The sequence below is a fragment of the Pseudomonas sp. MF6747 genome (assembly GCF_963890955.1).
In the GTDB taxonomy this organism is placed as follows: Bacteria; Pseudomonadota; Gammaproteobacteria; order Pseudomonadales; family Pseudomonadaceae; genus Aquipseudomonas.
On the sequence record NZ_CAWPSZ010000051.1, the window covers coordinates 1 to 22676 of the forward strand.

The window sequence follows — 22676 nt, forward strand, 5'->3', positions numbered from 1 at the left end:
TCTGGGCTTCGATGAACTGAAGCAACTCGCTGTCGAATTCTGCGTAACTCTTTGTTTACCAAGGAGTTTTCCGTTTCGACTGCGCCGGAAGTGGGGCGAATTATAGACTTCCAGAATCTGCCGTCAAGCACTAATTACGCTTTTGGTGCAGAAACTGGTTTTTTCGCGATAAGGCGGGGAATCCAGCGCATGACAGGCGGAATACGCAGCACCAAAAGCAGCACACCTATAGATGCATATATCGCCCACTCCTTCAGATCGGCCCGCACAATCCACAGCATATGCAGCAAACCTAGCCCAAGGATCACATACACCAAGCGATGCAGCTTCTTCCAACGACTGCCAAGTCGACGCTGGCTATAGCGATTGGAGGTCACTGCCAACACCAATAAGCAGAGGAAGCCCAACGCGCCCACAATAATGTAGGGCCGCTTACGCAGCTCCACCCCGAGTTGCGACCAATCAAGCCCCAAGATAAAGACGCAGTAAGCCGCCAGGTGCAAAACCACATACGCAAAACACCAGAGTCCCAGCTGTCGGCGGACAGCAATCCACCCCGCCCAACCGCTGAGCTTCTGCAATGGTGTCATGCCCAGCGTGATCAGCAACAGAATCAAGGTCCCAAGCCCCAACCGATCCATCAGCACTTTGCCTGGATCAGGCCCGAGCACAGAATTCCATGCCTCGTACAACCAGAAAAATGGCCAAATCGCCGCGGCTATAAAGACGCCGACACGCCAGATCGGATAACGCATCAGTAATTCTTCCGCAGATCGAGGCCCGTATAAAGAGAAGCGACCTCATCCGAGTAGCCATTGAACATCTGCGTCTCACGCACGTTCGGGCTGAACAGGCCGCTGGGCAGACGACGCTCTCGCGCCTGAGTCCAGCGAGGATGGTCGACCGTAGGATTCACGTTCGCGTAGAACCCATACTCATCGGCCGCGATGCTCTGCCAGGTCGTCTTGGGTTGTTCGCTTACAAGACTGATCCGCACAATCGACTTCACACTCTTGAAGCCATACTTCCACGGCACCACCAGACGCAGTGGTGCGCCGTTCTGGTTAGGCAGTTCACGCCCGTACATGCCAACGGCAAGGATAGCCAATGGGTTCATCGCCTCATCCAGGCGCAACCCTTCGACATATGGCCAGTCGATCAAGCCAAAGCTTGAGCGCTGCCCCGGCATACTTTTGGGGTCTTGGAGCGTTTCAAAACGGATGAACTTGGCTTTAGAGGTCGGCTCCACCTGCTTGAGCAAGGCTGAAAGGGGGAAACCCATCCACGGAATCACCATCGACCACGCCTCGACACAGCGCAAACGGTAGATGCGCTCCTCCAACTGATAAGGCTTCATGAAGTCTTCCAGGGCATAACGCCCCGGCTTGCCCACCTCTCCATCAATCACCACACTCCAGGGCTCGGTCTTGAGTGAACCCGCGTTCTTCGCCGGGTCACCCTTGTCCGTACCGAATTCATAGAAGTTGTTGTAGTGGGTTGCGTCCTTGAACGGCGTAATGGCTTCGTCCTTTACCGTAACAGCCTGCCACTGGGTGCCTGGCAGCTTTTGGGCAAACCAACTCGGCGCATTGCCAGGCTCGACGTCGGCGTAACGCGCTGCATCGTCAGCACTGGCCCAGCGCGGCAAGGTACTGGCAGCGACGCCAGCAAGCGCACCACCGAGCAAGCTACGGCGAGATAAATAGAAGGATTCAGGCGTGACATCCGATTCGTGACAATCGGACGCTTTGGGGATCTTGATTAACATGGCAACTCCGCAGCATTGGAGGACTGATGCACCAATAGACTGCGGAGTATGGCGGACATTACATTAAGACAATGTTTTGTCGCGGCGCAGATGCAGCAAGTACTGAATCGGCCCCGAAGCGGCGTAGACCAGGAACGCCAGCAGCAGGATACGCGGCGGGTCGCTGAACACTACAGCAAACACCAGCACCACCACCAGGATCGCTACGAAAGGCACGCGGCCCTTGAGGTCGAACTCCTTGAAGCTGTTGTACTTGATGTTGCTGACCATCAGCATGCCAGCCGCAGCCACCATCAAGGCCACCAGGAACGACATTTTCGAGCCCTGGATTCCATAGTCACTGAATGCCCAGACAATACCTGCCACGACGCCTGCAGCCGCGGGGCTGGCAAGGCCAATGAAGTAACGCTTGTCAGCGGTACCCACCTGGGTATTGAAGCGCGCCAGACGCAAAGCGGCGCCGGCGACATAGATGAAGGCGACCATCCAGCCGACCTTGCCCATATCTCCCAGCGCCCAGGCAAACGCCAGCAGCGCCGGTGCAACCCCGAAAGCGACCATGTCCGACAGCGAGTCGTACTCGGCGCCAAAGGCACTTTGCGTGTTGGTCATGCGCGCCACGCGGCCATCAAGGCCATCAAGCACCATGGCCACAAAGATTGCGATGGCGGCAAAACCGAAATACTTGCTGGCACTTACCGCATCACCCGCCGCCAGCGCACTTTGGGCGCTCATGGAGTTGATGATGGAATAGAAGCCGGCAAACAGGTTCGCGGTGGTGAACAGGTTAGGCAGAAGATAGATGCCACGATGCCGGACCTTGCGACCTTCCGCGTCATGCCCTTCTTCGACATGCTCATCGATCGGCAGCAGGCTTTCGGCGTCAGAGGCCTGGTGTGGCTCTTCGGGACGTTCGCTCATGGATTTTACCTTGCAACGGTGTGAAAAAATTCGACAGAAACTTGCGGCGAGTGTTCGCCCGCAAACGATGCAGCTTTATACCAGAACCAGCCCCTCAAACGAAAAAACGCGGCCTAAGCCGCGTTTTCTGTTGATGCGTACGACTTAGTTTTTGGCTTTGTCGACGATCTTGTTGGCACCGATCCACGGCATCATGGAGCGCAGTTGCTCGCCGATGACTTCGATACCGTGAGCGGCGTTGTTACGACGCTTGGCGGTCATCGAAGGGTAGCCGGTTGCGCCTTCGCTGATGAACATTTTGGCGTATTCGCCGTCCTGGATACGTTTCAGGGCGTTGCGCATGGCCTGACGGGACTCGGCGTTGATCACTTCCGGGCCAGTCACGTACTCGCCGTATTCGGCGTTGTTGGAGATCGAGTAGTTCATGTTGGCGATACCGCCTTCGTACATGAGGTCAACGATCAGCTTCAGTTCGTGCAGGCATTCGAAGTAGGCCATCTCTGGCGCGTAGCCAGCTTCAACCAGTGTTTCGAAACCAGCTTTGACCAGCTCAACGGTACCGCCGCACAGAACGGCTTGCTCGCCGAACAGGTCGGTTTCAGTCTCGTCCTTGAAGGTGGTTTCGATGATGCCGGTACGACCGCCACCCACGCCAGCTGCGTAGGACAGTGCAACGTTTTTAGCGTTGCCCGAGGCGTCCTGGTAGATCGCGATCAGGTCAGGGATACCGCCGCCTTTGACGAACTCGGAACGCACGGTGTGGCCCGGGGCTTTCGGCGCGATCATGATCACGTCGAGGTCAGCGCGTGGAACAACCTGGTTGTAGTGAATCGCGAAGCCGTGGGAGAAGGCCAGGGTGGCGCCCTTCTTGATGTTCGGCTCGATTTCATTCTTGTACAGCGCGGACTGGAACTCGTCCGGGGTCAGAATCATGACCAGGTCAGCAGCAGCAACGGCGGAAGCAACGTCGGTCACTTTCAGGCCATGGGCTTCAGCCTTGGCAACAGTGGCCGAGCCTTTGCGCAGGCCGACAGTGACGTCAACGCCGGAATCTTTCAGGTTGCACGCTTGGGCGTGGCCCTGGGAACCGTAGCCGATGATGGCGACTTTCTTGCCCTGGATGATCGACAGGTCACAATCTTTATCGTAATAAACTTTCATGAGGTTCCTCTATATATCCAGGCCGTAAGGCCATTCGCTAATTTGGGTTAGATGCTGAGTACTTTGTCGCCACGGGCAATCCCGGTGACACCACTGCGTACGGTTTCCAGAATCGAGGCCGTCCCGATCGACTGGATGAAGCTGTCCAGCTTGTCGCTTGTACCGGTCAGTTGAACGGTATAAACGCTGGCGCTCACATCGACGATCTGCCCGCGATAAATATCAGTAGTCCGTTTAATCTCGGCACGCTGGGCACCCGTAGCCTTGACCTTAACCAACATCAGCTCACGCTCAATGTGGGCACTTTCCGAAAGATCGACCAGCTTGACCACTTCGATCAACTTGTTGAGGTTCTTGGTGATCTGCTCGATCACCTCATCGTGGCCCACGGTGGTCAACGTCAGACGCGACAGGGTCGGGTCTTCGGTCGGTGCCACGGTCAGGCTTTCAATGTTGTAGTTGCGTTGCGAAAACAGGCCGACAACACGAGACAGAGCGCCGGGTTCGTTCTCCAGAAGCAGGGAGATAATGTGCCGCATGATTAAGTACGCTCCGTCTTGTTCAGCCACATGTCGCGCATAGAGCCGTCTTTGATCTGCATCGGGTAGACGTGCTCACTGGTATCCACTTGAATATCGAGGAACACCAGGCGGTCCTTCATGGCGAACGCCTCTTCCATCTTCGGCTTCAGATCTTTCAAATCGGTGATGCGAATGCCGACGTGGCCGTAGGCTTCAACCAATTTTACGAAATCTGGCAGCGATTCCATGTAGGAATGGGAGTGACGGCTGCCGTAGCTCATGTCCTGCCATTGACGCACCATGCCCAGTACGCCGTTGTTCAGGCAGACGATCTTCACCGGAAGGCCGTACTGCAAGCACGTCGACAACTCCTGAATGTTCATCTGGATGCTGCCCTCACCGGTGACGCACGCGACGTCGGTGTCGGGGAAGCTCAGCTTCACACCCATGGCCGCAGGGAAACCAAAGCCCATCGTGCCCAGGCCACCGGAGTTGATCCAGCGGTTAGGCTTGTCGAACTTGTAGTACTGCGCGGCGAACATCTGGTGCTGACCCACATCGGAGGTTACAAAGGCATCGCCCTTGGTCACTTCGCACAGGGTTTCGATCACGGTTTGTGGCTTGATGACGCTGCCGTCGCCTTTGTCGTAAGGGAACAGGCCGCGGTCACCGCGCCATTCGTCGATCTGCTTCCACCAGCTGGCAACGGACTCCTTGTTCGGCGTTTCGCCGATGTCCTTGAGCGCGGCTACCATCTCGGTCAACACACTTTCTACCGGACCCACAATCGGCACATCAGCCTTGATGGTCTTGGAGATCGACGCAGGGTCGATGTCGATGTGGATGATCTTGGCATTCGGGCAGAACTTGCTCGCGCCGTTGATCACACGGTCATCAAAACGCGCGCCCACTGCCAGAATCACATCGGCGTGGTGCATGGCCAGGTTGGCGGTGTAGCTGCCGTGCATGCCGAGCATGCCGACGAACTGACGGTCCGTGCCCGGGAATGCGCCGAGGCCCATCAACGTGTTGGTGACTGGCAAATTGAGCAGCTTGGCCAGCTCGGTCAGCGGAGCAGAACCGCCGCCCAGGATCACGCCACCACCCGAGTACAGCACCGGGCGCTTGGCCGCCAGCAGCATTTCTGCTGCCTTGCGGATTTGCCCCGAGTGCCCACGAACAGCCGGGCTGTAGGAACGCAGCTTGGCTTTCTTCGGGAAGATGTATTCGAACTTTTCAGCCGGGTTGGTCATGTCTTTCGGGATATCGACCACAACAGGGCCCGGACGACCGGACTGTGCGAGGTAGAACGCCTTTTTCATGACTTCCGGGATTTCCGAGGCATGCTTGATCATGAAGCTGTGTTTCACGATCGGCCGGGAGATACCGATCATGTCGGTTTCCTGGAATGCATCGGTCCCCACCATGGTGCTTGCGACCTGGCCGGAAATGATCACCATCGGAATAGAGTCCATATACGCAGTCGCGATGCCGGTAATGGCATTCGTTGCGCCTGGGCCGGACGTCACCAGTACCACACCGGCTTTACCGGTGGCACGGGCGTAACCGTCAGCCATATGGGTCGCGGCCTGTTCGTGGCGAACCAGGATGTGGGTAACAGCCGGTTCCTTGAACAGTGCGTCGTAAACATGCAGCAGAGCACCACCTGGGTACCCGTAGATATAGTCGACGCCTTCGTCACGCAAAAAGCGGACGAGCATCTCACCGCCAGATAAAAGCTCCACGTTGTTCACCTCTAAAACGCCAGAATACCGTCCGTTAAAAACCGACGGGTCTTAATAGGTTTACTTCTCAACAGAGCATGAGCGACGGTGGTCGCCGACTACGTCAGCACTGACTGAGCAAGTATTGGGATCGTCCCAAGTGTTGCGGGCTTTTCCCACCCAGCGCGAGGTAACGCGTTGCGGGTGTTACAGGTCGGCGCGGATATGCGCCTCATGATCTGCTGAGCGGGTCTGCTTCTGGCAGTCCCGATACAGCGGACTTTGGATTCTTCTGTTTCAGCCCCTTCAAGTCAAGCAATAATTGCGCTTTTTTCCAACTAAGCGCATGAGAACGTAGATTAAAGGGGTTTGAGGAGGGATAAAACTCGCCTGAATGTCGTCAAGCGGTAGAAATGTGCGCAAGACTGCCGGAAAACCCGGCAGTCAGGCAATTAACGAGCGTCGACGATCAATTGGTCGAACTTTTTCAGCGCGTTACGCAAACCGAGGCTCTCAAGCGGGCGATCGGCGTAAACCATCTCCGCCATCTCCAGGATCCCCGACGCATTAGGCAACGGTAGATCCTGCTCGAGGATCTGCTTCATGCGCACCAGGAAGATCCATTGCAGCCACTGGTGAAAATCCAGGGTATCAACCGAAAAAGGCTCGACACTGCTGAGCGCCTCTGCGCTGGGGGACACCTCGTCCCACCAGCCCTGCACGCGCAATTCGCGCTCGATCAGCAATAACTGTTCGGCAATCGCGGGAAACCGTGCATCCATCAGAGGCTGACCTTGGCTTTCTGCCGAGCCTGCGCAGCACCGGCGGCATCGCCTTGGGCAGCACGCGCGTCACCAATCAAGGCCCACAGGTTGGCCTGCAGATCGGGACGACCATTGGCCAGGCTCAGGCCGCGACGGGCGAACTGTTCAGCTTGCGGCGCATCACCTTGGGCCATACGCACCTGGGCCAGGCGATACAACACTTGCGGCTCGCGAGGCGCCACGCGCTGGGCACGCTCAAGACTGGACGAAGCACCGTTCAAATCACCACCGGCCTGCTGTTGCTGGGCAGTAGTCAACAGCGACAACACGGGTCCGTCCAGTTGCTCATCAGCCGACAGGCCGCCCGCGCTTGACGACGACGGAATACCGCTCGGCGTCGACGGCATGTTGTAGGTGCCCTGATTGACCGGCGCCGTCTGGATCGGCGTGGAATCAACCGGCCCCGATGTGCTTGGACCTGGGGTCCACGGCTCGGCGCTGATCGGCGCCGACGTTGCAGCACCACCGCCCGGCACCATCACTACCACACCCGAATCCTGCGGCATGGCTTGCGGTGCGGCTTGCGTAGGACGCTTGACCACGGTCTGACGGAAGCCGCCGTTGGCCGAAATGCGATCGTTATTGGAAACGGTGGTACTCGAATCCACCACGGGAATCGAACCGCGCTGCACGCTGGAGCAACCGCTGAGCACTGCCAGAGCTGTAATAGCTGGAATCAACCACTTGTTCACGTGAAACCCTCTTTGCTTAGTTCATCCAGCCCTTGACCCAATCCATCACCGATTCCGCGTCAGCAGGGGCACTGCCACCGCATGCGGCGCCGGGTGGTGGCTCGCTGCCGCGAATATACGGCATCTGCACCGCGCCCGGACAGTTGGCATCGGAGCCCTGCCCCGTGTGCGGATCAATCCAGGCCTGCACGATGTTGTCCGGTTGCGGCATGTTCAGCGGCAACGGGTCGGCCTTGCGCATAAAGCTGGTCCAGACCTGCAGCGCACCGGTAGCACCGGTGAACGGCGTCTTGCCATTGTCGTCACGCCCCAGCCAAACCACGGCCAGCACGTCCTGGCCGAAGCCCGCGAACCAGCTGTCACGCGAATCGTTACTGGTACCGGTCTTGCCCGCCAACGTGAGGTTCGACGGCAGCACGCTGTAAACCGAACGCCCGGTGCCTTCGCGCATTACGCGCTGCATGGCGTTCTGGATCAGGTAAATGGAGCCTGCATCAAAGCGCTGCTGAATCTGGAACGGATAGCGCTTGAGCGGCTCGCCCTCGGCAGTCAGCACGCTGCGGATACCGCGCATCGGGGTATTGAAGCCGCCGTTGGCGAGGGTCTGGTACATCGTGGCCACTTCCATCGGGGTCATGGCGCCAGCGCCCAACAGCATCGATGGGAACGACGGGAACTCACGATTGATGCCCAGGCGACCCAGGGTTTTCAACACATTCGGCACCCCAACTTCCAGCCCGAGGCGCGACGTGGAGATGTTGTAGGAATGCGCCAGGCCCTGATACAGGAACACCGTCCCGTGAGAGCGGCGATCGAAGTTCTGCGGCGTCCACACTTGGCCATCAGCACCTTTGACCGACAACGGGTCATCCGACAGCCAACTGGTCAGGGTGTATTTGCTCGGTTTTTCCAGTGCCGTCAGGTAGACCGCAGGCTTGACCAGCGAGCCGATCGGCCGCACGGCATCCAGCGCGCGGTTGAAACCGGCAAAACTGGCCTGGCGACTGCCGATCATGGCCTGGACTTCACCGGTTTCGGGGTTGGTCACCACCATGGCCGCCTCGACTTCATCGGAGCCCTTGCGGCCGGTCAAGCGTTTGAAGGTGTCGTTGACCGACGCTTCGGCTTTCATCTGCAAAATCGGGTCGAAGCTGGTGAAGATCCGCAAGCCTTCTTCGGTCAAGTCTTCGTCGCGGTAATCTTCGCGCAGTTGACGTTTGACCAAGTCGATAAAGCCTGGGAAGGAGCTGTCGGCCAACTTGCCGCGGGTTGTCACACCCAGTGGCATTTTCTTCGCGGCCGCGACTTGTTCAGCGGTAGCCACGCCCTGCTGCTCGAGTACATCCAGCACCAGGTTGCGACGCTCAAGCGCACGCTCCGGGTTGCGACGCGGGTTGTAATAGGACGGCCCCTTGACCATCCCCACCAGCAACGCGACTTGATGCAATTTCAACTCGGACAATGGCTGACCGAAAAAGAACTGGCTGGCCAAGCCAAAGCCGTGAACGGCGCGCTGGCCATCCTGACCGACGAATACTTCGTTGAGGTAAGCCTCGAGGATTTCCTGCTTGCTGTAATGCAGCTCCAGCAGCATCGCCATCATGGCTTCGGTGAGTTTGCGGGTCAGGCTGCGCTCGTTGGTCAGGTAGAAGTTCTTGACCAATTGTTGCGTCAGCGTACTGCCACCCTGCGTCATCTTGCCGCCAGAAGTGTTGACCCAAATGGCGCGGGCAATCGACTTGGGCGACACACCCCAGTGGCTGTAGAAGTCGCGGTCTTCGACGGCAACGAGTGTTTCAAGCAGATACGGCGGCACCTGATCGAGCTTGATCAGGATGCGATCTTCCAGGTTCTTTGGGTAAATGCCGCCGATCAGCAGCGGCTCCAGGCGCACCACAGGCAACTTCGAACCATTGAGCGAGGACAGCTCGGCGACGTAATCGCCAGAGAAGCGCACGCGTACCGGCTGGGCTTTTTCCAGGCCTTCGTAGAACTGGAAGCCGCGGGTGTTCAAGTCGACGGTATTGCCGCTGACGGCCGCAGCGCCAGGACCATTGCTCACGGCTTCGCGGCGGTAACCCAACGCGTCGAGCTCGGTCAGGAAATCATCTTTACTCAGCTTCTGGCCAGTGAACAGTTCCAGCGGGCGTGCGTACACCTTGGCCGGAATGGTCCAGCGCTTGCCGGAGAACTTCTCCTGGACCACAGCGTCGAGGTACACCGCGAAGCCGGCGAGCACTACAAGGCCCACCAGGCTGAGCTTGAGCGCCCAGCCGAGCCACGGGCGCAGGCCGCGGGAAGGAGGTTTTTTACGGGAACGGGGAGATCGGGTTCGAGTCATGGCGGCGGATTATACGCACTTTATTGATGATCAACATGAGCCGGACAGCGGTTTGCACGACCGGCTGTAACAGCCATAATGCCCGCCATGATTTCCCCCAGACTTTGAAGGATCGCCCGTGAGCCAGTCCCTGATCGCCGCCCTGCAAAACCCGGCTTTGTATCCCCATCCGGTTGAAGCGTTTCACGTTATCGAGACCCATATTTCCTGGGTCATTCTGACTGGCCCCTTCGCTTATAAACTGAAGAAGCCGATGAACTTCGGCTTTCTGGATTTCACCCAGCTGGACGACCGGGGGCACTTCTGCAACGAAGAACTTCGCCTCAACCAGCGCCTGACCGAAGATCTGTACCTTGAAGTGTTGCCGATCACCGGCACCGCCGAGGCCCCGCAACTGGGCGGCGATGGCCCGGTAATCGAGTACGCGCTGAAAATGCGCCAGTTCCCGCAAAGCCAACTGCTGAGCACCTTGCAAGCCAACGGCGAACTCACCAGCGCGCATATTGACGAAATGGCCAAGCAGATTGCGCACTTCCACCTCACCGCACCAAAGGTTCCACAGGCGCATCCGGCCGGCACCCCGGACGAGGTGATGGCGCCAGTGCGCCAGAACTTCGATCAGATCCGCCCTTTCCTCAGCGACAAGGCCGATCTGGCACAGCTGGAAGCTCTGCAGGCCTGGGCCGAAAGCAGCTTCGAGCGCCTCAAGCCTCTGCTGGCGCAGCGCAAGCAGGATGGCTTCACGCGTGAATGTCACGGCGATATCCACTTGGGCAATGCGACGATGATCGACGGCCAAGTCGTCATCTTCGACTGCATCGAGTTCAACGAGCCGTTCCGCTTCACCGACGTGTACGCCGACACCGGCTTTCTGGCGATGGACCTGGAAGACCGTGGCCTCAAATCCCTGGCGCGTCGCTTTATCAGCCAATACCTGGAACTGACCGGCGATTACCAAGGCCTGGAAGTGCTTAACTTCTATAAAGCGTACCGGGCGCTGGTACGCGCCAAGGTTGCACTGTTCAGCATGCCGAGCGAGGCAAGCCCGGTGCAGCGCGCCACCACCCTGCGCCAGTACCGCAACTACGCCAACCTGGCCGAAAGCTACAGCACTATTCCTTCGCGCTTCCTGGCGATTACCCACGGCGTATCGGCAGTCGGCAAGAGCCACGTAGCCATGCGCCTGGTGGAAGCGTTGGGTGCCGTGCGCCTGCGCTCGGACGTGGAACGCAAACGCCTGTTTGGCGAACAGCACGTGGAAAACACACCACAGGCCGGCATCTATGCTGCCGACGCCAGCGCAGCAACCTATGCTCGCCTGAATGAAATCGCCGATATCGTCTTGCGCGCCGGCTACCCGGTCGTACTGGATGCCACCTTCCTCAAACGTGAACAGCGCGACGCTGCTGCGAAGATTGCCGAGGCCACCGGCGCGCCATTCCTGATCCTGGATTGCAACGCACCGCAAGCCGTTATCGCCAGCTGGTTGGCACAACGTCAGGCGGATAAGAACGACCCTTCCGACGCGACGCTGACCATCATCGAAGAGCAGCAGGCCAACCGCGACCCGCTGACCGCTGAAGAACTGCTGCTGAGCAAGCGCGTAGAGACCAATGAAAGCGGAACCCTGGATGCCTTGGTGGCGCATATCCGCCAGCGCCTGCCAGGCCTGTAAGAAATATTTCTTGGTCGTGTCACCGATCTACGGTGCACGACCAAGCAATAGTGGCACTATAATGGCGTCATAATTCCAACAGGAGTCGCCGTCATGAGTCAGCCCAAGCTTCTTGATACTCCGCTCTACGCGCTCCTGCACAAGGACGACATTCGAGGCTTCAACCAGGAACGGCCTAAAGACGGCAGCATCGACATGCGTGGCGGTGACTTTCGCGGGCTGGACCTGCGCGACCTGAACGCCACGGGTGTAGATTTCACCGACGCGTATTTCCGTTCTGCCGACCTGCGTGGCCTGGATCTACGCGACTGCTCATTGGAAGGCGCCAGCCTGGCGCATGCACAAATTTCCGGCACTTACTTTCCACCTGAACTGACCGCTGACGAGATTCTCATGTCGGTTAATTTCGGTACTCGCCTGCGCTATCGCACCAAGTGACGTCACATGCCCGCCCCCGGCTACGCATCAAGCGTGCCGGGTGGTTCGCCCTGCCCTTGCTTAAAACCTCCTGACCATTCTTATAAGCGTTTGAGCCGTTCCTGACCAAAGAACTACGCTTTTCCTACTGAGCGCTACACTCCTTTTCAGGCTTGCCTGGTCACGATACCCACCGCACCATTCGGCCGTCGCAAGGAGGCTTGATGAACGATGAGCTGCAACACCTGAAAAACCTTGGCAAGACGTCGGCGCAGTGGCTGCATGCGGTGGGCATCCACAGCGCGTCCGACTTGCGCCGCCTGGGAGCGGTCGATGCCTACCGGGCAGTGCGAACTCGCGGTTTCCGGGCCTCGAAAGTATTGCTGTATGCCATTGAAGGCGCATTGATGGATGTGCACTGGAACGACATTCCCGTGGAGCGAAAGGAAGCGCTGAACCGCCAGTTGGATGCGATTTCGGCACGTCAGAAGAATTAGCTCAGCGATAAAACTCAACGTTTACGGGCATTACGAACGCCTGTTTGAGAAATTCCGCAGGTCGAGCAAAAACAAATGTTGACTCTCAAATGAGAATCGTTATGATTATCACAACTGGTCGCGAGATCAGCCGATAACTGAAAGACCATTGGTTCGGACTCTCAGATTATCTCCTCATCAGGCTAATCACGGTTATTTGACCCGGCTCTTGCCGGGTCTTTTTTTGCCTGTAAAACGCCTATAAAGCCGCGAGTCTCAGCGCGCGATAATCAACGGATGCCCACGCTCCGGGTGCGGCTGCACCAACACATCCAGCCCAAACACCGCTTTGAGCGGTTCAGGTCGCAAGACGTTTGCGGGCGTATCCAAGGCGTGCGGACGCCCGCCTTCCAGCAGCAGAATGCGATCACAGTAACGCGCTGCCAGATTCAGGTCATGGAGGATCACCAGTACGGCCGCGCCTCGATCGGCAAAACTGCGAATAGCCTGCAACGTCGTGTGCTGATGCAGAGGGTCAAGCATCGACGTCGGCTCATCCAGCAGCAACGTCTGTCCCGCCTCGCCCGGCCATAGTTGCGCCAATACCCGCGCCAGGTGCACACGTTGGCGCTCCCCGCCAGACAACGCCAGGTAGCTGCGGCCGCTCAAATGGCCGATGTCCGCCGCCTGCAAGGCCGCACGGATGATCTCGTCATCACGCACGCGCCCGGTCTGATGCGGCAAACGCCCCATGCCGACAACTTCTTCCACGCGAAACGCAAAATCCAGGGTCGAGGTTTGCGGCAACACCGCCAAGCGCTGGGCACGCTGCGGGCCGGTCCAGCTCTTGAGCGCCTGCTGATCCAGCCACACCTTGCCCTGATCAGGGTGCAGCTCACCGCACAGCGCGCTGAGCAAGGTGCTTTTGCCAGCACCATTAGGGCCCAGCACGCCAAGTACCTGGCCCGGCAACAGGTCCAGGCTGACATCGGCCAATACAGTCTTGCGACCACGCCGGATCTGCAGCGCTTCCACTCGCAGCATCAGGCGCGTCCTCGCAACAACAGATAAAGAAAAAACGGCGCACCGATAAACGCCGTCACAATGCCGATCGGCAACTCCGCAGGTGCCAAGGCCAGGCGCGCCACCAAATCCGCAAACAGCAGCAAACTCGCGCCGGCCAGCACCGAGGCGGGCAACAGCACTCGATGGTCGGGCCCCGCCAGCAGCCGCACCAAGTGCGGTACCACCAGCCCGACAAACCCGATCATCCCCGCCGCCGCCACTGCCGCCCCTACACCCAGGGCGGTGCAGAACACCAGCTCACGCTTGAGCCCTTCCACATCAATCCCCAGGTGACTGGCCTCGGACTCGCCCAGCAACAATGCATTCAGCGCCTTGGCGCGGCGCGGCAACCAGAGCGCGACACCAGCGCTCACCAGCAGCAACGGCCATAACCGCGAGTAGCTCGCGCCATTGAGGCTGCCCAGGTTCCAGAAAGTCAGGGTGCGCAGGGTGGCGTCGTCGGCCAAATAGGTAAACAGCCCGACCGCCGAGCTGGCGAGGGCCGTGAGCGCGATGCCGGCAAGCAACATCGTCGCAACATTGGTCTGGCCGTTACGGCGCCCCAGACGATAGACCAGGGCAGTCACCCCCAAACCACCGAGAAACGCACACAGCGACAGCAGGTAAGGCCCGAACGCGTCCGGCAGCCCGCCAAAAAACGAGCCACCGACAATTGCAATCGCCGCCCCCAGCGCCGCGCCACTCGACACCCCAACCAGCCCAGGATCCGCCAGCGGGTTACGAAACAGACCCTGCATCGCCACGCCCGACAATGCCAGCACGCCGCCGACTGCCAGGCCAAGCAATGTGCGCGGCAGGCGAATCTGCCCCAGGATCAATTCGGCCTGCTCCAGGCCGTCGGCTGCAATCGGCACGCCCATCAAGCGCAACGCGGCCCTGAGTGTATCCAGCAACGGCAGGCTGACCGGCCCCAAGGCTAATGAGAGCCAGATCGCCAATACACACAACAGCGCCAGGCCGACAAACAGCGTTTTCGGCTTAACCAGAGTGGTCATGGAGCAGGTTTAGCCTGGGACGGAAAGAACCCGGCAGACAGTTGCACCAGGCTTTGCGGCACACGCGGGCCCAGGCCGCCCACCAGCAGGGTGGGGTCCAGCTCAAACACCCGGCCATTTTTGGCCGCCGGCGTTGAGGCCAAAATCGGGTTTTCCTTAAACAGAGCCGCGCGCGCGGCATCGCCGGTCAAGGCACGGTCAGCGAATACCAGCACATCAGGGCTCAGTCCCGCCAACGACTCCACCGAAAAAGGTTTGTAGCCGGTATGGGTGGCCAAGTTGCGCCCGCCCGCCTGCTGTAACAACCAGTCGGCGGCGGTGTCTTTACCTGCGATCAGCGGCTTGCCGCCTGCATGACCGAGCACCAACAGCACACCCGGGGCTTTTTGCGTGGCCTGGGCCTGAGTGACCCAGCGCTTCTGCTGCTCGAGCGCTTGTTCATATCCAGTAAACAATTCGTTGGCTTTAGCCTCGCTGCCCAGCAACTTGCCAAGGTGCTGCAAGTTGCCTTTCAGGGTCGGGAGGTCCGGCTCGGCCGAAAACATTTCGACCTGCACGCCGGCGCCGCGAATCTGCGCAAGTACCGGCGGCGGCCCCATTTCCTCGGTGCCGACCAGTACTTGCGGGCGCAGGCTGAGAATGCCCTCCGCCGACAACTGGCGCTGGTAACCTATGCTCGGCAAGGCCTTCAGCGATTCCGGGTGCTGGCTGGTAGTATCCACGCCCACCAGTTTCGATTCGCCGCCCAAGGCTGTCACCCATTCCGATAGCGCTCCACCGGCACTCACCCAGCGTTGCGGCAGTTCAGAGGCTTGCGCCCCATGGTGGACCAGCAGTGAGGCAACAAACGCAATAGCGCTGGTACTCAGACGCATGACAGGGTTTCCTTCCAGGGGCGGGGCGAAGCCGGCATTTGATAATTGTTTGCATTTGAACGTCAAGGCACTTAAGGATTGAAATGAAGTTTCTCTGCACCTCCGACGCCCTTGCAGCCAACAGCAGCCTCGGCTTTGAGATCGACGGTTGCAAACTGCTGGCCGTGCGCCGGGACGGCGTCGCCTACTTCTATATCAACCGTTGCCCCCATCGCGGCATCGCGCTGGAATGGCAACCCGATCAGTTCCTCGACACCAGCGCCAGCCTGATCCAGTGCGCCACTCACGGCGCGCTGTTCCTGATCGAAAGCGGCGAGTGCATCGCCGGTCCCTGCGCGGGCCAGAGCCTCACCGCCCTGCCCGGCCGCGAAGACGCACAGGGCCTGTGGGTGCAACTCTAGTCGCTGATCAGTACGTCCAAACGACGTTCCACAACAATTTCCTCAGGCGTGACGCGAACACCGTAGGCCAACACCTCCACACCGGCGGCCTTGGCCTCCCGCAATGCCGCAGCATAACCGGCGTCGATTTCAACCGCTGGGCGTACTGCCTCTATTCCCGACAGGTTCACGCAATACAACTGCACCGCCCGCACCCCGTCACGCGCCAGGTGCGCCAACTCGCGCAGGTGCTTGGCGCCGCGCTGCGTTACCGCATCGGGAAAGGCTGCTACCGCCGTGCCATCAAAGCCCAGGGTGACACTTTTGACTTCGACAAACGCCGCGCCTTGCGGGTAATCGAGACGAAAATCGATGCGGCTTTTCTCCTGGCCATAAGGCACTTCGCGCTTCAAGGCGGTAAACCCGTTGAGCTCAGTGATGACTCCGGCGCGCAATGCCTCCTCGACCAATTGGTTGGCGCGCGCCGTGTTGACGCACGCCAATCGGCCCTGCGGCGTTTCGGCAATTTCCCAGGTGCCGGGCAACTTGCGCTTGGGGTCTGAAGAGCGACTGAACCAGACCTGGCCACCTTCCACCATGCAATTGAGCATCGAGCCGGTATTCGGGCAGTGAATCGTCAGCAACTCGCCGGTAACGGTCTCGATATCGGTGAGAAAACGCTTGTAGCGGCGGATAAGCCGCGCTTCTTCGAGAGGAGGATGAAAACGCATCAGCCTTGCCAGCTCCGCAAACCACGGGCGATACGCTCTACCGCCTGTTGTAGCCGATCGATGTTTTGCGTGTAGGCAAAACGCACATGGTGGCCGGCTTGATAGCGGCCAAAATCCAGCCCAGGCGTAAACGCCACGTGTTCGGTTTCGAGGAAATGACGACAGAACGCGAAGGCATCACCGCCGAACGCGCTGATATCGGCATACAAGTAGAACGCCCCTTCCGGCTCAACGGCGATACCGAATCCTAGTTCGCGCAGGGCGGGCAGCAGGAAATCCCGACGGCGACCGAATTCGGCGCGGCGCTGCTCCAGAATGCTCAACGTTTGCGGGGTAAAACACGCCAGTGCCGCGTACTGGGCCATGCTCGGCGCGCTGATGTAGAGGTTTTGCGCAAGCTTTTCCAATTCACCCACCGCCGCAGGCGGCGCCACCAGCCAACCGAGGCGCCAGCCGGTCATGCCGAAATACTTCGAAAAACTATTCAGGACGAATGCGTCGTCGTCCACTTCCAGCACGCTGGCGGCATCGGTGCCGTACGTGAGGCCGTGATAGATCTCATCCACCACCAAGTGGCCGTCGCGCGCCTTGATTGCACTGGACAACCCCGCCAACTCGTCGCGTGTAAGGATCGTGCCGGTGGGGTTGGCCGGAGACGCGACCAACGCGCCCACGCTGTCCTGGTCCCAGTGTTTGGCCACCAGCTCGGCAGTCAATTGGTAGCGCACGTCCGGGCCAACCGGCACCAGCTGCGCCGCGCCTTCCACCAAGCGCAGAAAATGTCGGTTGCACGGATAGCCTGGGTCGGCGAGCAACCAATGTTTGCCCGGATCGACCAGCAGGCTGCTCGCCAGCAGCAACGCACCGGAACCACCGGGGGTGATCAGAATGCGTTCAGGATCAATGTTCAGCCCGTAGCGCTGCTGGTAGAAACCGCTGATGGCCTCACGCAACTCCGGCAACCCGCGTGCTGCGGTGTAGCGGGTCTTGCCGTTGGCCAACGCCGCCTGGCCGGCCTGGATGATGGGCTCGGCCGTGGTGAAATCCGGCTCGCCGATCTCCAGATGGATCACATCATGGCCGGCTGCCTGCAGCTCATTGGCTCGCGCCAGCAGCGCCATGACATGAAAAGGTTCGATGGCGCGACTGCGCGCACTGTAGGGCTGAGCCATTAGCCTTCCTTAACGGTGTGGACAAAATCAGGATTCTACCGAACCCTCGCGGTAAAACATGCTCTATTGCCTGCTCGGCCGTCCATGACGAACCGAGCAAGCGCTTGCAAAACGACTAAAATCAACATTCGAGACACGCTATACCCAGCCATGGCGGGCTGTTGCAGTTTGCACCCCCGCCAAGTTGGGCCTCGACAACCGGGAGTGGCGCACCCCGAATCTATCTGGTAAGTTCGCCCGCTTGCAGCCGCAGGGCCGGCAGGTGTCGGTGACGTTGCAATCCTGCGCAATGGATTAGAAGAGTGAGAGGCGGTCTATTCATGTCCACCCAAGCAAAGCAACAGCAGCAGAGCCTCAGTGGCTTCACACCTTACGTCGAAACGAAAGGTGAGGAGTACATGGGCAAGCCCATGCGCCAGCACTTCACCAAGATCCTGCAAAAGTGGAAGCAGGACTTGATGCAAGAGGTCGACCGCACCGTTGACCACATGAAGGACGAAGCCGCCAACTTCCCGGACCCGGCAGACCGTGCCAGCCAGGAAGAGGAATTCGCCCTCGAACTGCGCGCCCGTGATCGTGAACGCAAGCTGATCAAGAAAATCGACAAAACGCTGCAACTGATCGAAGACGAGGAATATGGCTGGTGCGAATCCTGCGGCGTCGAGATTGGTATTCGCCGCCTGGAAGCCCGCCCAACCGCGGACCTGTGCGTAGACTGCAAGACCTTGGCTGAAATCAAGGAAAAACAGGTCGGCAAATAATCCTGCCGGGCTGAACGAATGGGGCGTGCAAACGCCCCATTTTTGTTTCTGGCGTTTACCGATTTTCCAGTAGTATCCGGCCCATGACAGCCTCTACCTATATCGGGCGTTTCGCCCCCACGCCCAGCGGCCATTTGCATTTCGGCTCGCTGGTTGCCGCCCTCGCTTCCTACCTCGATGCCCGCGCCAACCAAGGCCGCTGGCTGATGCGCATGGAAGACCTCGACCCACCGCGTGAAGAACCCGGCGCCCAGACGGCGATCCTGCACGCCCTGGAAAGCTACGGCTTTGAGTGGGATGGCGAACTGGTCCGACAAAGCGAGCGGCATGATGCCTACGCCAAAGTCCTCGACGGCCTGTTCAACCACGGCCTGGCCTACGCCTGCACGTGCTCGCGCAAACAGCTGGAGCCCTACCACGGGATTTACCCGGGTTTATGCCGCAATGCCGGGCACGATCAGCAAGACGCGGCCATCCGCCTGCGCGTGCCCGAGCTGGAATACCACTTTACCGACCGCGTACAGGGTGAATTCCGACAGCACCTGGGGCGCGATGTAGGCGATTTTGTCATCCGTCGTCGCGACGGCTTGTATGCCTATCAATTGGCCGTCGTGCTCGACGACGCCTGGCAAGGTGTGACCGACATCGTGCGCGGTGCCGACCTGCTCGATTCCACGCCACGCCAGCTCTACCTGCAAGAACTGCTGGGCCTGCGCCAGCCGCGCTACCTGCACGTGCCGTTGATCGTGCAGCCGGACGGTAACAAGTTGGGCAAAACCTACCGTTCTGCGCCGTTGACACCGGACCAAGCCACGCCTTTGCTGTTAAGGGCATTGCGCGCCCTCGGCCAGCCCGCCGGCGCTGAACTGCTGCACGCCAGCCCACGGGAGCTGCTCGATTGGGGCATTGCGCACTGGGATGCAACCCTGATCCCGCGCACACTCACGCTGGCCGAAGCGCAATTGAGCTGAAGGCGCTTGCAGCTTGCCAGCCATCCGTTACCATCGCCGCAGTTTTTTAATCAGAGGCCAACATGTACATCTATCGATTGGTCCTGCTGCTGGTCGTCGGGATCTACCTGTTTTCCCCCGCCATCATGGATTGGTGGATCGACGCCACGGGCGCCTGGTATCGCCCTTATCTGCTGTGGCTGATCCTGATCGTCGTGACCTTCATCCTGCAGAGCCAAAAAGATGCCGATGAGCTTTAGCCTCACCCAGATGCTGCTGATCAGCGCCGCCTACCTGGCCGCGCTGTTCGCCGTGGCCTGGATCAGTGAGCGCGGAATGATTCCGCGGGCGATCATTCGCCATCCGTTGACCTACACCTTGTCCCTGGGCGTTTACGCCAGCGCCTGGGCGTTTTATGGCACCGTGGGCCTGGCCTATCAGTACGGCTACGGCTTCCTGTCAAGCTACCTTGGGGTGTCCGGCGCATTCCTGCTGGCGCCGGTGTTGCTGTACCCGATCCTGAAAATCACCCGCACCTACCAGCTGTCATCCCTGGCGGACCTGTTTGCCTTCCGTTTTCGCAGCACCTGGGCCGGCGCGCTGACCACGATTTTCATGTTGCTCGGCGTATTGCCGCTGCTGGCCCTGCAGATCCAGGCCGTGGCGGATTCCATCAGCATCTTGACCCGTGAGCCGGTGCAGCATCGCGTCGCGCTGGCCTTTTGCGCGTTGATCACGCTGTTCACGATTTTCTTCGGCTCACGCCATATCGCCACCCGTGAAAAACACGAGGGCCTGGTGTTTGCGATTGCCTTTGAGTCGGTGATCAAGCTGATCGCCATCGGCGGCGTCGGCCTGTATGCGCTGTATGGCGTGTTCGACGGCCCGCAACAGCTGGAGCTGTGGCTGCTGCAAAACCAGACCGCCCTCGCCGCCCTGCACACGCCGTTGCAGGAAGGCCCATGGCGCACGCTGTTGCTGGTGTTCTTCGCCTCGGCGATCGTGATGCCGCACATGTACCACATGACCTTCACCGAGAACCTCAACCCGCGCTCATTGGTCAGCGCCAGCTGGGGCCTGCCGCTGTTTCTGCTGCTGATGAGCCTGGCGGTGCCGCTGATCCTGTGGGCCGGCCTCAAACTGGGCGCAACCACCAACCCGGAATACTTCACCCTCGGCGTCGGTATTGCCGCCAACAGCAAATCCCTGGCGTTGCTGGCGTATGTCGGCGGTTTGTCGGCGGCCAGCGGCTTGATCATCGTCACCACGCTCGCGTTGTCGGGCATGGCGCTCAACCACCTGGTGCTGCCGCTGTATCAGCCGCCAGCCGAAGGCAACATCTACCGCTGGCTGAAGTGGACGCGCCGCGCGCTGATTGTCGCGATCATCATGGCCGGCTATGGCTTCTACCTGTTGCTGGGCGCCGGGCAAGACCTGGCCAACCTCGGCATTGTTGCGTTCGTTGCCACCTTGCAGTTCCTGCCGGGCGTGTTGTCGGTGCTGTATTGGCCGACCGCTAATCGCCGCGGCTTTATCGCCGGTCTGCTGGCGGGGATTCTGGTGTGGATCGTTACCATGCTGCTGCCGCTGGTCGGCAACCTGCAGGGTTTCTACATTCCGTTGCTGAACATGATTTACGTGCTGGACGACACCAGTTGGCACATGGCCGCCATCGCTTCATTGGCTGCCAACGTCTTGATGTTCACCTTGATCTCGCTGTTCACCAACGCCAGCCCCGAAGAAACCAGCGCCGCCGAAGCCTGCGCGGTGGACAACGTGCGCCGCCCGCAACGCCGCGAGCTGCACGCCGCCTCGCCCCAGGAGTTCGCCACGCAACTGGCCAAGCCGCTGGGTGCGAAAGCCGCGCAAAAGGAAGTCGAACAGGCCCTGCGCGACCTCTACCTGCCGTTCGACGAGCGCCGCCCGTATGCGCTGCGGCGCTTGCGTGACCGTATCGAGGCCAACCTGTCCGGCCTGATGGGGCCAAGTGTGTCCCAAGACATGGTCGAAACGTTCTTGCCCTACAAGGCTGGCGGCGAAAACTACGTCACCGAAGACATCCATTTCATCGAGAGCCGGCTGGAGGATTACCACTCGCGCCTCACCGGCCTTGCCGCCGAACTCGATGCGCTGCGCCGCTACCACCGCCAGACCCTGCAGGAGCTGCCGATGGGCGTGTGCTCCCTGGCCAAGGATCAAGAGATCCTGATGTGGAACAAGGCCATGGAAGAATTGACCGGCATCGCCGCCCAGCGGGTAGTGGGTTCGCGCCTGAACACCTTGGGCGATCCGTGGAAGGAACTGCTGCAAGGCTTTATCAACCTGCCCGACGAGCATTTGCACAAGCAGCACTTGGCACTCGACGGCCAGACGCGGTGGCTCAACCTGCACAAAGCGGCGATCGACGAACCCCTGGCACCCGGCAACAGCGGCCTGGTGCTGCTGGTCGAAGACTTGACCGACACGCAAATGCTGGAAGACAAGCTGGTGCACTCCGAGCGCCTGGCCAGCATTGGTCGTTTGGCGGCAGGCGTGGCCCACGAGATTGGCAACCCGATCACCGGTATCGCCTGCCTGGCGCAGAACCTGCGGGAAGAGCGCGAAGAGGACGGCGAAATCACCGAAATCAGCGGGCAAATCCTTGAGCAGACCAAGCGCGTTTCCCGCATCGTGCAGTCGTTGATGAGCTTCGCCCATGCCGGCGCTCATCAGAATCAGGACGAGGCCGTGTGCCTGGCCGAAGTTGCGCAGGATGCCATAGGGCTGCTGGCCTTGAACCGGCGCAATTTCGAAGTACAGTTCTTCAATCTGTGCGACCCGGACCACTGGGTCGACGGCGATTCCCAACGCTTGGCGCAGGTGTTGATCAACTTGCTGTCCAACGCCCGTGACGCTTCCCCGCCGCACAGCGCGGTACGCGTCAAGAGCGAGGCTTTCGAGCACACGGTCGATCTGATCGTGGAGGACGAAGGCAGCGGTATTCCACAGAACATCATGGACCGATTGTTCGAACCTTTCTTCACCACCAAGGACCCGGGTGAAGGTACCGGTCTGGGCCTTGCACTGGTCTATTCCATCGTTGAAGAGCATTATGGACAAATCACCATCGACAGCCCGGCTGACACCGAAAGCCAACGCGGCACCCGTATTCGGGTGACCTTGCCGCGTCATGTCGAAGCGACGTCCGCTGTGAACTGAGACCGTCG

The 22676-nt window shown here is 59.7% G+C and carries 22 protein-coding genes; 8 read left to right on the plus strand and 14 right to left on the minus strand.

Annotated features, from left to right (window positions below):
* Positions 1-134: 134 nt before the first annotated feature.
* The 9 genes from msrQ to mrcB all read right to left on the minus strand — a co-directional run bounded on the left by msrQ (position 135) and on the right by mrcB (position 9952).
* Positions 135-755, minus strand: a complete 621-nt coding sequence (msrQ, locus tag AACW30_RS27085) for a protein-methionine-sulfoxide reductase heme-binding subunit MsrQ (RefSeq protein ID WP_200623876.1) — start codon at positions 753-755, stop codon at positions 135-137.
* Positions 755-1768, minus strand: coding sequence for a protein-methionine-sulfoxide reductase catalytic subunit MsrP (gene msrP, locus AACW30_RS27090; RefSeq protein ID WP_119741086.1), 1014 nt, complete (start codon positions 1766-1768; stop codon positions 755-757). Before msrP ends, msrQ begins: the two co-directional genes overlap by 1 nt.
* A 63-nt stretch (positions 1769-1831) precedes the next feature.
* Complete coding sequence (gene pssA / locus AACW30_RS27095) at positions 1832-2689, minus strand: CDP-diacylglycerol--serine O-phosphatidyltransferase (protein ID WP_145162066.1); 858 nt, start codon at positions 2687-2689, stop codon at positions 1832-1834.
* A 144-nt stretch (positions 2690-2833) separates the two neighbouring features.
* Positions 2834-3850, minus strand: a complete 1017-nt coding sequence (gene ilvC / locus AACW30_RS27100; protein WP_003176099.1) for a ketol-acid reductoisomerase — start codon at positions 3848-3850, stop codon at positions 2834-2836.
* 47 nt (positions 3851-3897) lie between these two features.
* Entirely contained in the window at positions 3898-4389 is a 492-nt protein-coding gene (gene ilvN / locus AACW30_RS27105) for an acetolactate synthase small subunit (RefSeq protein WP_003176102.1), read from the minus strand.
* A 2-nt stretch (positions 4390-4391) separates the two neighbouring features.
* A complete protein-coding gene (locus AACW30_RS27110; RefSeq protein ID WP_106579404.1) occupies positions 4392-6116 on the minus strand; it encodes an acetolactate synthase 3 large subunit in 1725 nt (574 codons plus the stop codon).
* Between the two features lie 431 nt (positions 6117-6547).
* Entirely contained in the window at positions 6548-6877 is a 330-nt protein-coding gene (locus tag AACW30_RS27115; RefSeq protein ID WP_095013553.1) for a YqcC family protein, read from the minus strand.
* Positions 6877-7611 (minus strand): tetratricopeptide repeat protein, encoded by a 735-nt coding sequence (locus AACW30_RS27120; RefSeq protein WP_119741084.1) that lies wholly within the window; start codon positions 7609-7611, stop codon positions 6877-6879. The genes AACW30_RS27115 and AACW30_RS27120 overlap by 1 nt, the downstream gene beginning before the upstream one ends.
* Before the next feature lie 16 nt (positions 7612-7627).
* Complete coding sequence (mrcB, locus tag AACW30_RS27125) at positions 7628-9952, minus strand: penicillin-binding protein 1B (RefSeq protein ID WP_106579230.1); 2325 nt, start codon at positions 9950-9952, stop codon at positions 7628-7630.
* A 118-nt stretch (positions 9953-10070) separates the two neighbouring features.
* On the opposite strand from mrcB, the gene AACW30_RS27130 reads away from it, so the two are divergent.
* The 3 genes from AACW30_RS27130 (at position 10071) to AACW30_RS27140 (ending at position 12541) form a co-directional block, all read left to right on the plus strand.
* Positions 10071-11627: a bifunctional aminoglycoside phosphotransferase/ATP-binding protein gene (locus AACW30_RS27130; RefSeq protein WP_119741082.1), complete on the plus strand. Its 1557-nt coding sequence runs from the start codon at positions 10071-10073 to the stop codon at positions 11625-11627.
* A gap of 93 nt (positions 11628-11720) precedes the next feature.
* Positions 11721-12065: a pentapeptide repeat-containing protein gene (locus AACW30_RS27135; RefSeq protein ID WP_106579232.1), complete on the plus strand. Its 345-nt coding sequence runs from the start codon at positions 11721-11723 to the stop codon at positions 12063-12065.
* A 203-nt stretch (positions 12066-12268) separates the two neighbouring features.
* On the plus strand, positions 12269-12541 hold the full coding sequence (locus tag AACW30_RS27140) for a TfoX/Sxy family protein (RefSeq protein WP_105698742.1): 273 nt from the start codon (positions 12269-12271) through the stop codon (positions 12539-12541).
* A gap of 255 nt (positions 12542-12796) precedes the next feature.
* Here AACW30_RS27140 and AACW30_RS27145 read toward each other — a convergent pair whose 3' ends face one another.
* From AACW30_RS27145 to AACW30_RS27155, 3 genes are read right to left on the minus strand one after another with little or no spacing between them, the layout of a single operon-like run.
* Positions 12797-13564, minus strand: a complete 768-nt coding sequence (locus tag AACW30_RS27145) for a heme ABC transporter ATP-binding protein (protein WP_106579233.1) — start codon at positions 13562-13564, stop codon at positions 12797-12799.
* The gene (locus AACW30_RS27150; RefSeq protein ID WP_106579234.1) at positions 13564-14601 is read right to left on the minus strand and encodes a FecCD family ABC transporter permease; all 1038 of its coding nucleotides are present in this window, start codon (positions 14599-14601) and stop codon (positions 13564-13566) included. The genes AACW30_RS27145 and AACW30_RS27150 overlap by 1 nt, the downstream gene beginning before the upstream one ends.
* Positions 14598-15476: a heme/hemin ABC transporter substrate-binding protein gene (locus AACW30_RS27155; RefSeq protein WP_179676716.1), complete on the minus strand. Its 879-nt coding sequence runs from the start codon at positions 15474-15476 to the stop codon at positions 14598-14600. The genes AACW30_RS27150 and AACW30_RS27155 overlap by 4 nt, the downstream gene beginning before the upstream one ends.
* An 83-nt stretch (positions 15477-15559) precedes the next feature.
* Here AACW30_RS27155 and AACW30_RS27160 point away from each other — a divergent pair, with 83 nt between their 5' ends.
* Entirely contained in the window at positions 15560-15877 is a 318-nt protein-coding gene (locus tag AACW30_RS27160; RefSeq protein WP_119741079.1) for a Rieske (2Fe-2S) protein, read from the plus strand.
* Here AACW30_RS27160 and sfsA read toward each other — a convergent pair.
* Together sfsA and AACW30_RS27170 are read right to left on the minus strand one after the other, a co-directional pair.
* Positions 15874-16587 carry a DNA/RNA nuclease SfsA gene (gene sfsA, locus AACW30_RS27165; protein ID WP_179676715.1) on the minus strand — a complete coding sequence of 238 codons (714 nt, stop codon included), beginning with the start codon at positions 16585-16587 and terminating at the stop codon, positions 15874-15876. The two genes, AACW30_RS27160 and sfsA, sit on opposite strands and share 4 nt — an antisense overlap.
* A complete protein-coding gene (locus tag AACW30_RS27170) occupies positions 16587-17759 on the minus strand; it encodes a pyridoxal phosphate-dependent aminotransferase (protein ID WP_106579238.1) in 1173 nt (390 codons plus the stop codon). The genes sfsA and AACW30_RS27170 overlap by 1 nt, the downstream gene beginning before the upstream one ends.
* A gap of 320 nt (positions 17760-18079) precedes the next feature.
* Here AACW30_RS27170 and dksA point away from each other — a divergent pair, with 320 nt between their 5' ends.
* From dksA to AACW30_RS27190, 4 genes are all read left to right on the plus strand, one after another.
* Positions 18080-18520, plus strand: a complete 441-nt coding sequence (gene dksA / locus AACW30_RS27175; protein ID WP_034100675.1) for an RNA polymerase-binding protein DksA — start codon at positions 18080-18082, stop codon at positions 18518-18520.
* 83 nt (positions 18521-18603) lie between these two features.
* On the plus strand, positions 18604-19491 hold the full coding sequence (gene gluQRS, locus AACW30_RS27180; RefSeq protein ID WP_169367627.1) for a tRNA glutamyl-Q(34) synthetase GluQRS: 888 nt from the start codon (positions 18604-18606) through the stop codon (positions 19489-19491).
* 62 nt (positions 19492-19553) lie between these two features.
* Positions 19554-19730: a hypothetical protein gene (locus AACW30_RS27185; protein ID WP_003176118.1), complete on the plus strand. Its 177-nt coding sequence runs from the start codon at positions 19554-19556 to the stop codon at positions 19728-19730.
* Positions 19714-22668, plus strand: coding sequence for a sensor histidine kinase (locus tag AACW30_RS27190; RefSeq protein WP_162530298.1), 2955 nt, complete (start codon positions 19714-19716; stop codon positions 22666-22668). Before AACW30_RS27185 ends, AACW30_RS27190 begins: the two co-directional genes overlap by 17 nt.
* The last annotated feature ends 8 nt before the right edge of the window (positions 22669-22676 follow it).